Origin of the sequence: Micromonospora sp. L5, from assembly GCF_000177655.2 — a bacterium.
GTDB lineage: Bacteria > Actinomycetota > Actinomycetes > Mycobacteriales > Micromonosporaceae > Micromonospora > Micromonospora aurantiaca.
This window is the reverse complement of sequence record NC_014815.1, coordinates 3,360,292-3,373,629: the sequence shown is the minus strand read 5'-3', so window position 1 is coordinate 3,373,629 and position 13,338 is coordinate 3,360,292. Positions and strand designations below refer to the sequence as shown.

12 protein-coding genes are annotated in these 13,338 nt (G+C 73.0%); 6 read left to right on the top strand and 6 right to left on the bottom strand.

The genetic code is table 11. The features are described 5' to 3' along the window. The first annotated feature begins 132 nt into the window (after nucleotides 1-132). A complete protein-coding gene (locus tag ML5_RS15985) occupies nucleotides 133-780 on the top strand; it encodes a TetR/AcrR family transcriptional regulator (protein ID WP_013475379.1) in 648 nt (215 codons plus the stop codon). 35 nt (nucleotides 781-815) lie between these two features. Here ML5_RS15985 and meaB read toward each other — a convergent pair whose 3' ends face one another. Both meaB and ML5_RS15975 read right to left on the bottom strand, forming a co-directional pair. Further along, a complete protein-coding gene (meaB, locus tag ML5_RS15980; protein WP_013288220.1) occupies nucleotides 816-1,817 on the bottom strand; it encodes a methylmalonyl Co-A mutase-associated GTPase MeaB in 1,002 nt (333 codons plus the stop codon). 5 nt (nucleotides 1,818-1,822) lie between these two features. Next, nucleotides 1,823-3,016, bottom strand: a complete 1,194-nt coding sequence (locus tag ML5_RS15975) for an acetyl-CoA C-acetyltransferase (RefSeq protein ID WP_013288221.1) — start codon at nucleotides 3,014-3,016, stop codon at nucleotides 1,823-1,825. Between the two features lie 62 nt (nucleotides 3,017-3,078). Between ML5_RS15975 and mce the strand changes: the two genes are divergently transcribed. The 5 genes from mce (at nucleotide 3,079) to ML5_RS15950 (ending at nucleotide 10,494) form a co-directional block, all read left to right on the top strand. Continuing rightward, nucleotides 3,079-3,543: a methylmalonyl-CoA epimerase gene (gene mce / locus ML5_RS15970; RefSeq protein WP_013475378.1), complete on the top strand. Its 465-nt coding sequence runs from the start codon at nucleotides 3,079-3,081 to the stop codon at nucleotides 3,541-3,543. A 300-nt stretch (nucleotides 3,544-3,843) separates the two neighbouring features. Next, nucleotides 3,844-5,199 carry a crotonyl-CoA carboxylase/reductase gene (gene ccrA, locus ML5_RS15965; RefSeq protein ID WP_013475377.1) on the top strand — a complete coding sequence of 452 codons (1,356 nt, stop codon included), beginning with the start codon at nucleotides 3,844-3,846 and terminating at the stop codon, nucleotides 5,197-5,199. Between the two features lie 263 nt (nucleotides 5,200-5,462). Beyond that, nucleotides 5,463-6,713, top strand: a complete 1,251-nt coding sequence (locus tag ML5_RS15960; RefSeq protein ID WP_013475376.1) for a DivIVA domain-containing protein — start codon at nucleotides 5,463-5,465, stop codon at nucleotides 6,711-6,713. Between the two features lie 172 nt (nucleotides 6,714-6,885). Further along, a complete protein-coding gene (locus ML5_RS15955) occupies nucleotides 6,886-8,982 on the top strand; it encodes a hypothetical protein (RefSeq protein ID WP_013475375.1) in 2,097 nt (698 codons plus the stop codon). A 414-nt stretch (nucleotides 8,983-9,396) separates the two neighbouring features. Next, complete coding sequence (locus ML5_RS15950; RefSeq protein WP_174361816.1) at nucleotides 9,397-10,494, top strand: AI-2E family transporter; 1,098 nt, start codon at nucleotides 9,397-9,399, stop codon at nucleotides 10,492-10,494. A gap of 4 nt (nucleotides 10,495-10,498) precedes the next feature. On the opposite strand, the gene ML5_RS15945 is transcribed toward ML5_RS15950, so the two are convergent. The 4 genes from ML5_RS15945 to ML5_RS15930 form a co-directional block, all read right to left on the bottom strand. After that, complete coding sequence (locus tag ML5_RS15945) at nucleotides 10,499-11,308, bottom strand: alpha/beta hydrolase (RefSeq protein ID WP_013475373.1); 810 nt, start codon at nucleotides 11,306-11,308, stop codon at nucleotides 10,499-10,501. A gap of 67 nt (nucleotides 11,309-11,375) precedes the next feature. Further along, entirely contained in the window at nucleotides 11,376-11,708 is a 333-nt protein-coding gene (locus tag ML5_RS15940; RefSeq protein ID WP_013288228.1) for a hypothetical protein, read from the bottom strand. A 62-nt stretch (nucleotides 11,709-11,770) separates the two neighbouring features. Continuing rightward, on the bottom strand, nucleotides 11,771-12,823 hold the full coding sequence (locus ML5_RS15935) for a hypothetical protein (RefSeq protein WP_013288229.1): 1,053 nt from the start codon (nucleotides 12,821-12,823) through the stop codon (nucleotides 11,771-11,773). Continuing rightward, entirely contained in the window at nucleotides 12,820-13,314 is a 495-nt protein-coding gene (locus ML5_RS15930; protein ID WP_013288230.1) for a SigE family RNA polymerase sigma factor, read from the bottom strand. Before ML5_RS15930 ends, ML5_RS15935 begins: the two co-directional genes overlap by 4 nt. Nucleotides 13,315-13,338 lie beyond the last annotated feature (24 nt).

Sequence of the window (13,338 nt, the reverse complement as noted above, 5' to 3'; positions counted from 1 at the left end):
TCACGGCTGCGTCGGCAGCCAAACGTAAGTCAAGTGACTTACGAAGTGTAGGTGACGCGTCCCCCGGAAGACGAAACGACTAGGTTTGGCCTGCGCCACAGCTGGGCGCCGGTCCAGGGGAAGAGAGGGTTCATGGCACGGTCGGAGGCGGCCCGTACCGCGCTGCTCGACGCCGCCGAACGCCTGTTCGCCGAGACCGGGATCGCGCAGGTCTCCGACCGCAGGATCGCCGAGGTCGCGGGCAACACGAACCACTCCGCGGTGCGGTACTACTTCGGCGGCCGGGAGGGCCTGCTCCGGGCACTGGTCGCCCGGCACATGGACGCCCTGGCCGAACCCCGCCGGGCCATGCCCGCGCAACCCGACTCGGTGCTCGGCGACGTCCGCAGCCTCGTACAGCCGTCCATGGCGGTGCTCGCCGGCCTGCCCCGGCCGAGCTGGCGGGCACGTTTCCTCGCCCAGGCCCTGCACGACCCGACGCTGCGGGTGCTGATGCGCGAGGCGTTCGAGTCGGCCTTCGTCGACCTGCCGGTCCGCGCCTCACTGGCGTCCCGCCTGGCGCACCTCGATCCGGGGGTGGTGGCCGGCCGGGCGGCGCTGATCGCCCGCATCGTCATGACCGCCACCGCCGAGGTCGAGGCCCGCGCCGAACAGGACGGGCAGGACCCGCGCTGGCTGGACGTCGGGGACTTCCTCGCCGACGCCATCGCCGGCATGCTGACGGCCCCGGTCAGCCGGGCCGCCGGAACCGCCAACCCGCTCACCGACGCGGAGATCTGAGAGGCCGGCCGGGGTGACCCCGGCCGGCCCGCGTCTCAGGAGCCGAGCTGGGAGAGCAGTTCCTCCGCCGCGGCGTACGGATCGATGGCGCCCTCGGCCACCTTGGCCGCGAGCGTCGGGAGCTGCGTACCGTCGCGCAGTGAGCCGATCCGGGCGCGCAGCACGCCCAGCGCGATGGCCTCGATCTCGGCGGCGGCCCGCGCCTCCCGGCGGCGGCGCAGCTCGCCGTGGCGCTCCAGCCAGTCGCGGTGCTTGTCGATCGCGGCGGCGATGTCGTCGATGCCCTCGGCGCGGGCGGCGATCGAGCGCACCACCTGCGGCCGCCACTCCCCCGGCCCGCGCTCGCCGAGCGCGATCATGCCCTGGATGTCGCGGACGGTGGCGTCCGCGCCGTCCCGGTCGGCCTTGTTCACCACGAAGACGTCGGCGATCTCCAGGATGCCGGCCTTGACCGCCTGGATCGCGTCGCCCATGCCCGGCGCGAGCAGCACGAGCGTGGTGTCGGCCAGCGAGGCCACCTCCACCTCGGCCTGCCCGACGCCGACGGTCTCGACGAGCACCACGTCGCAGCCGGCACCCTCCAGCACCCGCACCGCCTGCGGCGTCGCCGCGGAGAGCCCGCCCAGGTGGCCCCGGCTGGACATCGAGCGGATGTAGACGCCCGGGTCGGTCGCGTGGTCCTGCATCCGGACCCGGTCACCGAGGATCGCGCCGCCGGTGAACGGGCTGGACGGGTCGATGGCCAGCACGCCTACCCGGTGACCGCGCGCCCGCAGCGCCCGGACCAGCTCGTTCGTGGTCGTCGACTTGCCCACGCCGGGCGAGCCGGTCAGGCCGACCACCTGGGCGTGCCCGGCGTACGGCGCGAGCGCCGCCGCCACCTGCGGCAACACCTCGTCGCCGGACTCGACCAGGGTGATCAGGCGGGCCACCGCGCGGGGGTCGCCCGCGCGGGCCCGTTCCACCAGCATGGGTACGTCCCGGCTGCGGCGCACCGGGCCGGTGGCCGCCGCCGGGGCGTTACTCGCGTCGTTCAAGACAATCAGCTCTCGGCGCCGTTCGGTACGTGGATGATCAGCGCGTCGCCCTGCCCGCCACCGCCGCAGAGCGCGGCCGCGCCGGTGCCGCCGCCGCGCCGCTTCAGCTCCATCGCGAGCGTGAGGACGAGGCGGGCGCCGGACATGCCGATCGGGTGGCCGAGCGCGATCGCGCCGCCGTTGACGTTGACCTTGTCGGGGCTGATGCCGAGGTCACGGGTGGACTGGATGCCCACCGCCGCGAACGCCTCGTTGATCTCGATGAGGTCGAGGTCCTCGATGCTCAGGCCGCCCTTCTTCAGGGCGTGGTTGATAGCGTTCGAGGGCTGCGAGTGCAGGGAGTTGTCCGGGCCGGCCACGTTGCCGTGGGCGCCGATCTCGGCCAGCCAGGTCAGGCCCAGCTCCTTGGCCTTGGCCTTGCTCATCACGACCACGGCGGCGGCACCGTCGGAGATCGGCGAGGAGCTGCCGGCGGTGATGGTGCCGTCCTTGGCGAAGGCGGGACGCAGCTTGCCGAGCGACTCGGCGGTGGTGTCCGGGCGGATGCCCTCGTCCTCGCTGATCACCAGCGGGTCACCCTTGCGCTGCGGGATGACCACCGGGGTGATCTCGTCGCCGAAGTGGCCATTCTTCTGCGCGGCGGCGGCGCGCTGGTGGCTGGCCGCGGAGAACGCGTCCTGCTCCTCGCGGGTGATGCCGTGCTTCGCGCCGTGACGCTCGGTGGACTCGCCCATCGAGCAGCAGTCCCAGGCGTCGGTGAGGCCGTCGAGGGCCATGTGGTCCTTGACGGTCACGTCGCCGTACTTGTAGCCGGAGCGCTGTCCGAGCAGCAGGTGCGGGGCGTTGGTCATCGACTCCATGCCGCCGGCCACCACGACGTCGAACTCACCGGCCCGGATGAGCTGGTCGGCGAGCGCGATCGCGTCCAGCCCGGAGAGGCAGACCTTGTTGATGGTCAGCGCCGGGGTGGACATCGGGATGCCGGCCTCGACGGCCGCCTGCCGGGCCGGGATCTGCCCGGCGCCGGCCTGGAGCACCTGGCCCATGATCACATACTGGACCTGCTCGGGCGCGACGCCGGCGCGCTCCAGGGCCGCCTTGATCGCGATGCCACCCAGCTTGGTCGCGGGGAGGTCCTTGAGGTTGCCCAGCAGGCGCCCCATGGGGGTCCGCGCGCCGCTGACGATCACCGAAGCCATTGCCTGCCTCCGAGGGGGTGCCGACCTGTACGCCTTAACGATTGTTCGGTCAGACTAGCGTCATGGCTGAGAACTCCCCCGTCGAGCCCGCTGCCGAGTTTGTCACAGACATCGGCCTGCGCCGCATCGACCACGTCGGGATCGCCGTCGGCGACCTGGACGCCGCGATCGACTTCTACCAGCGCACGTTCGGGATGCGCTGCGTGCACACAGAGACCAACACCGAGCAGGGCGTACGCGAGGCGATGCTCGCGGTCGGCCCGGACGCCTCCGGCGGCATGGTGCAGCTGCTCGCCCCGCTCTCGCCGGACACCACGATCGGCAAGTTCCTGGACAAGCGTGGTCCCGGCATCCAGCAGGTCGCGTACACGGTGGCGGACATCGACGTGGCCTGCGCGGCGCTGCGCGAGCGCGGCGTACGACTGCTCTACGACGCGCCCCGGCGCGGCACGTCGGACTCCCGGGTCAACTTCGTGCACCCCAAGGACGCCGGCGGCGTGCTGATCGAGCTGGTCCAGCCCGCCTGAGCCGCAAGGAAGGGCCCCTTCTTAACAGACGTCTGTTAAGAAGGGGCCCTTCCTAACACGTGGGAACACGCGCGGCAGTGCGCGCTTGCACGTTCCCACGGACACCTCCACGCATCGGTGGATGCAGTTTTTCACAGAGGGGTTCCCGCTTTAGCTACCGTTCAGTAACGTCCGCCCGAACAGCAGCGGCGACCGGTGCCGGAAGTGTCGATTGCCGACATGGCGGTCCCGTCGCACCGGCGCCGACGATGGCAGCACCCCTGCCCGCGTCGTGCGGGTGCGGACTAACGGGAGGTCACCGTGCAGGACATCCTCGAAGCGATCATGGCGGCGGAGGGTTCGTCGCAGCCGGAGCGGGAGCTCGCCGGCCTCGCCGGACTGCCCGTGCCGGAGAGCTACCGGGGCGTGGTGGTGCGCGCCGAGGACACCCGCATGTTCGAGGGCATGGCCACCCGCGACAAGGACCCGCGCAAGGCGCTGCACGTGCAGGAGGTGCCCACCCCCGAGCTGGGCCCGGGTGAGGCGCTCGTCGCGGTGATGGCCAGCGCGATCAACTACAACACGGTGTGGACGAGCATCTTCGAGCCGCTGCCGACCTTCAAGTTCCTCCAGCGCTACGGCCGGCTCTCCGAGCTGACCCGCCGCCACGACCTGCCGTACCACGTGGTCGGCTCGGACGCCGCGGGCGTGGTGCTGCGTACCGGGCCGGGCGTGACCAAGTGGAAGGCCGGCGACGAGGTGGTCGCGCACTGCCTCTCGGTCGAGCTGGAGGACTCCGCCGGCCACGACGACACGATGCTCGACCCGCAGCAGCGGATCTGGGGCTTCGAGACCAACTTCGGCGGCCTGGCCGAGCTGGCGATCGTCAAGGCCAACCAGCTGATGCCGAAGCCGCGCCACCTGAGCTGGGAGGAGGCGGCCAGCCCGGGGCTGGTCAACTCCACCGCGTACCGGCAGCTCGTCTCGCACCACGGCGCGAACATGAAGCAGGGCGACGTGGTGCTGATCTGGGGCGCCTCCGGCGGCCTCGGCGGGTACGCCACCCAGATGGCCCTCAACGGCGGCGCGATCCCGGTCTGCGTGGTCTCCTCCCCGGAGAAGGCCGAGCTGTGCCGGAAGATGGGCGCCGAACTGGTCATCGACCGTACCGCCGAGGGATTCAAGTTCTGGTCCGACGAGCAGACCCAGGACCAGGACGAGTGGCGGCGCTTCGGTGAGCGCATCCGCGAGCTGACCGGCGGCGAGGACCCGGACATCGTCTTCGAGCACCCGGGCCGGGAGACGTTCGGCGCCAGCGTCTACGTCGCCAAGAAGGGCGGCACGATCGTCACCTGCGCCTCCACCAGCGGCTTCAACCACCAGTACGACAACCGCTACCTGTGGATGCACCTCAAGCGGATCGTCGGCAGCCACTTCGCCAACTACCACGAGGCGTGGCAGGCCAACCGGCTGGTCGCGCTCGGCAAGGTGCACCCGACCGTGTCGAAGACATACGCGCTGGAGCAGACCGGCCAGGCCGCGTACGAGGTGCACCGCAACGCGCACCAGGGCAAGGTCGGCGTGCGGTGCCTCGCCCCCACCGACGGGCTCGGCGTCCGCGACATCGAGATGCGTTCGCGCCACGAAAGCGCCATCAACCGGTTCCGCGGTCACTGACCGTACGGTCGCCCCGGATTGCCTTTCCGGCCGACCCGGTCACCATTCGACTGACGTACGCAACAAAGGGCCGCGGGTTCCGACCCGCGGCCCTTTCGCGCCACCTTCCCCGGTGACGTCCCACTCGACCGACCCGCGCGGGAGCTGCCAAGATCGCCGATTGGTCCGGTCCGCACGGCCGACGGAGTTGACCATGTAAACCGGACGCGAAAGCTGCCGACCACTCTTGCGAACCACCCTGGGGGGTCTGCGAGTATGTCCCAATGCCCCAGCAGCAGTCCTCCCCTCTTGCGTTCTTCGATAACGCGAACTCACAGCCCGATTTCACCGTTGGCCTGCGTGGTTACAACACCAACCAGGTCGACGACTTCATCGGCCGCCTCAGCGCCGCCCTGAGCCAGTCCGAGCAGGCCCGTGCCGAGGCCGAGCAGCGGATGAACGACGCGCAGCGCCGCCTGCGGCAGGCCGAGCAGCGCCAGAGCGCGCTGGAGCAGAAGCTCACCGAGACCAACAAGCAGCTCGAGGAGAACAGCCGGCCGACGCTCTCCGGCCTGGGCACTCGCGTCGAGCAGATCCTGCGGCTGGCCGAGGAGCAGGCCAACGACCACCGCAACGAGGCCAAGCGCGAGTCGGAGGGCATCCTCTCCGCCGCCCGCCTCGAGGCGCGTGAGATCACCGACAAGGCGCGCGCCGAGGCCGCCGCCATGAAGGCGACCGCCGAGCGTGAGGCCGGCAGCGTCCGCACCGCCGCCGAGCGCGAGGCCGCCGAGGTCCGCGTGCAGGCCCGCCGTGAGGCCGACACGCTGCGCGCCGACGCCGACCGCGAGACCAAGCAGCTGCGTACGGTCACCGCGCACGAGGTGGCCGAGCTGAAGTCGACTGTCGAGCGCGAGGTCGCCACGCTGCGCGCCACCGCCGAGCGGGAGATCACCCAGCAGCGGGCCAAGGCCGCCCGGGAGGCCGAGGAGAAGCGCGCCGAGGCGACCAAGCTGCTCACCGACGCGCGCGACAAGCGCGACAAGGACCTCCAGGCCCTGGAACTCCAGCTCGCCGAGCGGCGGGAGAAGGCCGAGCGCGAGGAGTCGGAGCGGCACGCCGCCCAGGTCGCGCAGACCCAGAAGCTGGTGAACGAGGCCGAGCAGCGGGCCCGTGCCGCGCAGGAGCGCGCCAAGGAGATCGAGCAGCGGGCCGAGGCCCGGCGGGTCGAGTCCGAGCGCACCGCCAACGAGACCGTCGACAAGGCCAAGGCGCTGGCCGACAAGACGCTCAACGAGGCCCGCGCCGAGGCGCAGCGGGTGCTCAACGAGGCCCGCACCGAGGCCGAGCTGACCACGCAGGCGGCCCGCCGCGAGGTCGAGGACCTGACCCGCCAGAAGGACGCGGTCACCTCGCAGCTCGGCCAGATGCTGTCCGGCCTGGCCGGCATCGTGCCGGGCGTGCCGGCCGGCGGCAAGGCCGAGACGCCGAAGGCGGACGCCTCCGGGCAGAAGGTGACGGCCGAGTCGGCCGGCTGATCGGAACACCCGCTGTCGGGGGCATGAGCCACGGCGCGGGGTGACACCGGGTGACCGGTGTCGCCCCGCGCCGTCATGCTTGTGCGGCCCGTTTCGCCAGGAGGGTGAAGTAGCTCCCAGAAGGGGCGTCCGTATCGCCCCAGCAGAGCCGGATGCGTGTGAGGATGGGGGCATGTCGCACGGCGAGGAACTGTTCGCGCTCGGCGGGGACGTGACGACGGAGCCCAGCTTCGAGTCCGCCCTGCGGGGATACGAGAAACGACAGGTCGACCGCTACGTCGCTCGCGCGGAGCACGAGATCGCGGCGTTGACCACCGAGCGGGAACAGGCGTACACCCAGATCCACAAGCTGGCCGGTCAGGTCGAGGTGCTCCAGCGCGACCTGGCCCAGGTGCGCAAGCAGGCGGCGGTCGTTGACCGGGCGTCGTTCCGGCACCTGGGTCCGCGCGTCGAGCAGATCCTCACGATGGCCGAGGAGCAGGCCGACGAGATCCTGGCCGCCGCGAACGAGGAGATCGAGGCCCGTCGCGCCGCCGCCGAGCACATCGTCGAGGAGGCCCGGGAGCAGGCCGCCCAGGCGCTCAAGGACTTCGAGATCGCGCTGGCGGCCCGCCGGACCGAGGAGGAGCGGCACACCGCCGCCCGCAAGGCCGAGGCCGAAGCCACGCTGAAGGCCGCCAAGGACGAGTCGGCGAAGCTGCGCAAGGACGCGCAGGACGAGTCGACGAGGCTGCGGACGGCGGCCCAGGACGAGGCCGAGAAGCTGCGCCGGACCGCCCAGGACGCGCTGGCGAAGGCCCAGCAGGAGGCCACCCAGCTCCGCGACACCGCCAAGGAGATCCACTCCCGGGCACAGCAGGAGGCCGCGCGGCTGCGCGAGGCGGCCAAGGAGGCGCTGGCCAAGGCCCAGCAGGAGGCGAGCCAGCTCCGCGAGGCGGCCAAGGAGGTGCACGCCAAGGGCCAGCAGGAGGCCAAGCGGCTCACCGACGCCGCCGCCGAGGCCGGCCGGGCCACGCACGCCAAGGCGCTGGCCGAGGCCAAGAAGATCGTGGACGACGCGGAGGAGGCCGCCAAGGCCACCCGCGGCCGGGCCCGCAGCGAGGCCAACCGGCTCACCACCGAGGCCGCCGACGCCGGCAAGCGCAACCGCGCCGAGGTCGAGGCGTACGTGCAGCGCATGCGCACCGAGACCGAGGCGTACGTGCAGCAGGCCCGCGCGCAGACCCAGCAGGAGCTGGGCGCGTGGCGGGCCGGGGTGGAGAAGGAGGTCGCCGAGCGGCGGGACGGCGCGGAGAAGGAGCTGGCCCAGCGCCGGGCCGCCGCCGAGCAGGAGTTCGCCAAGCGCCGCGACGAGCTGGACAAGCAGCACGCCAAGCGGCAGGAGGAGTTGGAGCAGGCGTACACCACGCGGCGCGACGAGATCGAGCGCACCGCCGCCGACGTCCGGCAGGCCGCCGAGGCCGACGCGCTGAGCATGCGGCAGCAGGCCGAGCTGGAGGCCGCCGAGCTGCTGCGCCGCGCCGAGGCGGACGCCGGCGCGCAGCGCCGCAAGGCCGACGAGCACGTCGCGGCCTCGCGCCGCCAGTTCGAGGAGTACGCGGCCACGACCCAGCAGCACCTCGCCACCACGCAGCAGCACCTGGCCGCCACCCAGCAGGAGGTGGCCGCCGGCCGGCAGCAGCTCGCCGGCGTGATGCTGGAGATCGCCAAGGCCCAGCAGGAGCTGGCCGACCTGCGTACCGAGACGTGGAAGTCGCGGCAGGAGTCCGACGACCTGCAACGCCGCCTCACCGACCTGCGGCGCGACGCCGACTCGGCCGGCATCGCGGCCACCCCGGTCGACCCGGACGATCTCGCCGCCGCCTCCACCGGCCGGTCCACCGGCGACGGCACGCCGGCGGGCGAGGGCACGCCGGTCACCAGCGGCGCGGAGAGCCCCGGCGACACCCCGGCCGGCGGCGGTGCGCCGGTGGCCGCGAAGGGCACCGCCACCGCGGTCCCCAACGGCGCCGGGCCGGCCAAGGGTGACGGTGAGCCCGCCGACGCGGGCAAGGCGAAGCCGGTCGGCGAACCGGTGACCACGATGGACTCCCCCGGCGGAGCAGGCGTCGACGGCGAGCCCACAGTGGCTGCCGTGCCGGGTGAGGGCGGCCGGGGCGCCACCCCCACGAAGATCACCAGCACCGGTGAGAACGGCAAGCGCCCGACCAAGCCGACCACCGACGAGCGCAGCGCCAAGCCCAGCACGGTGACGGTCGACAAGGACTGATCCACCCCGAACTGGCGGGCCCAGCGCCACGTCGGCGAAGTGGCGGCATCCCACCCACCCGGACCACACCACCTCCCCGAACTGGCGGGCGACCCGGCGGGCCGGCCCGCCGGGGCGGCCCGGCGGGACGGCCCGGCGGGACGGCCCGGCGGGTGGTGGTGGGATGGTCGGGGCGGACGGCGGCGACTACCCTGCGGGCATAGGGCCGCGCGTCGGCCGTGGACGGCACCGGCGGGCGAGCCGGGCAGCGGGGAGGCACGGGTGTCACAGGAGGGTTCCGCCGCCCGGGACGACGAGGCCGCGGACGTGAACACCTCCGGCTCCCCCACCGGCGACGCGAGGCCCGCAAGCGACACCACGGGCACCGCGAGTGAGACCACGCGCACCGCGGAGCACGCGCGGACCGGCACCGGTATGAGCGGCGAGCGGCCCGTCGACGTCGAGCCGGGTGAGTTCGAGCCGAGCGGGCGCTTCGGCGTACCGGGGCGGCCGCTGCGGCGCAGCGCCTTCCTGGTCGGGTTCACCGGCGCGCTCGGCGTGCTGCTCGCGTACGCGTTGTTCCTGGGCATCCGCAACGCCGCCGGCATCCTGGTGCTCGTGGTGATCGCGCTGTTCCTCGCGGTCGGCCTGCACCCGGCGGTGGTCCGGCTGCGCAAGTGGGGCCTGCCGCGCGGGCTGGCGGTGGCGGTGGTGACGCTCACCGTGGTGCTGCTGATCGTCGCCGGCCTGCTGGCGCTGGTGCCGCCGGTGGTGACCCAGTCCGGCCAGTTCCTCCAGCAGCTACCCGGCTACGTCGAGGAGCTGCGCCGCAATCCCACTGTCAACGACCTGGTGATCCGGTACGACGTGATGGAGCGGGTCCAGGCGGCGGCGAACGCGGACACGATCGGGCGGGCGCTCGGCGGCGTGCTCGGCGGGGCCCAACTGATCTTCGGGACGATCTTCCGCCTGCTCACGGTGCTGGTGCTGACGATCTACTTCCTGGCGTACTTCGACAAGCTGCGCGAACTCGGGTACGCGATGGTGCCGCGCTCGCGCCGGCAGCGGGTCCGGCTGATCGGCGACGAGATCCTCACCCGGGTCGGCGCGTACATGGTCGGCGCGCTCGCCATCGCGGTGCTGGCCGGGGTGACGACGTTCGTGTTCGCGCTGGCGGTCGGCCTGCCGTACCCGTTCGCCCTCGCCGTGGTGGTCGCGGTGACCGACCTGATCCCGCAGATCGGCGCGACGCTCGGCGCGGTGGTGGTGACGCTCGTCGGGCTCGCCACGGACCTGCCGGTGGGCATCGCCTGCCTGGTGTTCTTCGTGCTCTACCAGCAGGTGGAGAACTACCTGATCTACCCGAAGATCATGCGCCGGGCGGTGTCGGTCAACGAGGTGGCGGCGTTGCTCGCCGCGCTGCTCGGGGTGGCGCTGCTGGGCGTGGTGGGCGCGCTCATCGCGATCCCCACCGTGGCCGCGTTGCAGCTGATCCTGCGCGAGGTGGTGCTACCCCGCCAGGACGCCCGCTGAGCGGTTACTCGGCGCGCCGCTGGGCCGGGCCGGGAACCGGGGTGTCCGCGAACGCGGCGACGGTGCGGTCGGCGTACGCGCTGACGTCGCCGGTCTCCATCGGGCCGTCCCAGGTGGTCGGCAGCGGCAGCGGTACGCCGGGGGCGACCCGCCGGACGATCTCGTCCAGCACCTTCTCCGCGTCGCCGACCCACAGGTGCTTGGCGCCGTCCACGCCCACCACCTCGGCCTGCGGCACGGCGGCGAACCGCTCCCGGGCCTCCTCCGGGCGCAGGTAGTCGTCGAACTCGGGGACCAGCGCGGTGAGCGGCTTACCCGTCTCGGCCCAGACCCCCAGGTCCTCCGGCGCGGAGTAGCGCAGCGGCGGGGAGAGCAGGATCGCGCCGGCCACCGCCGGGTCGCAGCCGTACTTCAGCGCCAGGTCGGTGCCGAACGACCACCCGACCAGCCAGATGTTCGGCAGCTCGTGGAACTCGGCGTACTCGATCGCGGCGGCCACGTCGAACTTCTCGCCGACCGCGCCGTCGAACGTTCCCTCGCTGGTGCCGCGGACGCTGCTGGTCCCCCGGGTGTTGAACCGGAGCACGGCCAGGCCGGCCAGCGCGGGCAGCCGCCAGGCCGCCTTGCGGAACACGTGGCTGTCCATCATCCCGCCGTGGGTGGGCAGCGGGTGCAGGCAGACGAGCGTGGCGGCCGGTTCGCGGTCCAGCGGCCGGGCCAGCTCGCCGACGAGCGTCAGCCCGTCGGCGGTGTGCAGCTCGATGTCCTCCCGGCGACCGGGCAGGATCGACGACGCGCGAATCGGAGTGCTCACGCCTGCCAGTCTCCCGCGTCGGCGGCCCCGCCGCCCAGCGGGACGGGAACCGGGTGATCCAGATCGCTCAGCCGTAGCGTGGGGCGCCCCGGCCGCGCTGGAGGTTCGGCCCGCGCCGGTCCCGGGCCCGCCAGCAGCCGGAGTGCCAGTGCCGGCGGTCGGTCAGGTCACCCCGGTCGTCGGCCGGCCAGGCCACCAGATGTGCCACGCCGGGACGGATCTCCTGGTCACAGCCGGGACAGCGGTACGTCTTGACTGATGCCCCGCCGCTGATCGCGCGTACCTGCCAGTCGCCGTCGCGCCACTGCTGCACGGTCGGCACGCCGTGGCGGGCACGCTCGGCGTCCAGGCCGGGGTTCTCCTCCCGGCGAGGGCGGTTGCGACGAGGGCTCACGGTCACCAAGCGTACGGTCCGCCGGCCGGACCGGCCCGGGTCGGGCGGTCCGGCCGACGGGCGGCCGCTCAGTCCCAGGTCTCCGGACGGGTCGGGTCCGGCGCCACCTGCACGCCACCCAGCACGAGCGCCGCGTCGAGTTTGTCGAACCCCTGCTCCGGCCAGCCGTAATCGGCGAGCAGGCGCGACTTCGGCACGCCCAGCAGCTCGACCCGGCCCTGTTCCGGGTAGAGGTGGGCGGGCCGCCCGGCGATCGTCATGTTGCCGTCCACCGTGCGGGGCGAGATCTCGGCCGCGTACTGGTAGGAGACGCTCATCGTCCGGGTGGAGGTGCCGACGATGCCGAACCGGGCGGTCACCAGCCGCGGGAAGCCGGTCACGTCGACCCGGCAGCCGGCAACCCGGGCGCCGTCCGGCACGGTCGTGAGGCGGACGGGCGCACCGCAGCGGCGCGCCTCGGTCAGCCGCAACGCCTCCACCGCGACGGTCAGCGCCGTGTCCTGCGGCGCCCACACGCTGGCCCGCGCGTACAGGCCGGGGGCCGGCTTCCACTGCCGGACCTGGATCGGTAGCCCGTCGACGGTCGTGCTGCTGGTCCGGCCGTCGAACGCCGCTTCCTCGGCGAACATACTGATCTTGAAGGGCACCCCCTCGGCGCCGGACTCCCGTAGCGTCCGCGACGAGCGCGCCAGCTCGACGGTGACCTTTCGCCCGCCGCCGACGTCCAGCTGGGCGCTCTCCAGGCCCTGCGCCACCTCCCAGCGCAGGTAGCGGACCTTGGTGGTGTCGACGCCGAAGTGCAGCACTCCGGCATCGGTGCCGACGACCTCCGGCGCGGCCGCCGCTCCCGGCGCGGCCGGCATCAGCGGTGGCGCCGCCTCGGCCGGGATGGCCGGGGCAGCCGGGCCGGTGAACGGCCGATCCAGGCCCGGCAGGGCCGGGACGACGGCGAGGCCGCCGAGCAGCGCGACCAGGGCGAGACCGCCACCGAGCACGGCCCGGCGACGGCGTAGCCGACGACGGCCACCCGTCACGGCCCCGGCGGTCAGCCGGTCGATGTCCACGTCTCCTTCGGCCTGCTCCCGCAGCACCGAGGCGATCCGCTGGTCGAGGTCGGTCACGGCCGGCTCCCCTTGGTCATCGGGACGCCGCAGCGCTCCCGGAGGTGGGCGAGCGCCCGCATCGCGTGGGTGCGGACGGTGACCGGGGAGCAGTCGAGGATCTGGGCGATCGTGGCGTCGTCGAGATCCTCGTAGTAGCGCAGCACCAGCACGGCGCGCTGGCGGTCCGGGAGGGCGCGGATCAGCCCCCACATCTCGTCCCGGTCCGCCGCCTCGCCACCGAGGTCGCCGCGCTGGGGCCGGTCGGCGAACGTGTCCACCGCCAGCTCGCGGTTGGACCGCCGCCGCCACCAGGACGTGTTCGCGTTGACGAGCATCCGGCGCACGTACACGTCGGGCCGGTCGGCCCGGGCGATCCTCCGCCAGTGCACGTACGCGCGGGCCAGCACGTCCTGCGTCAGGTCCTCGGCCCGGTGTGTGTCGCCGGTGAGCAGCCGGGCCAGGCGCAACAGCGCCGGGCCGCGGCTGCCGACGTACTCCTCGAATGTCACACCAGGAAGACGCCGTCACCGCCG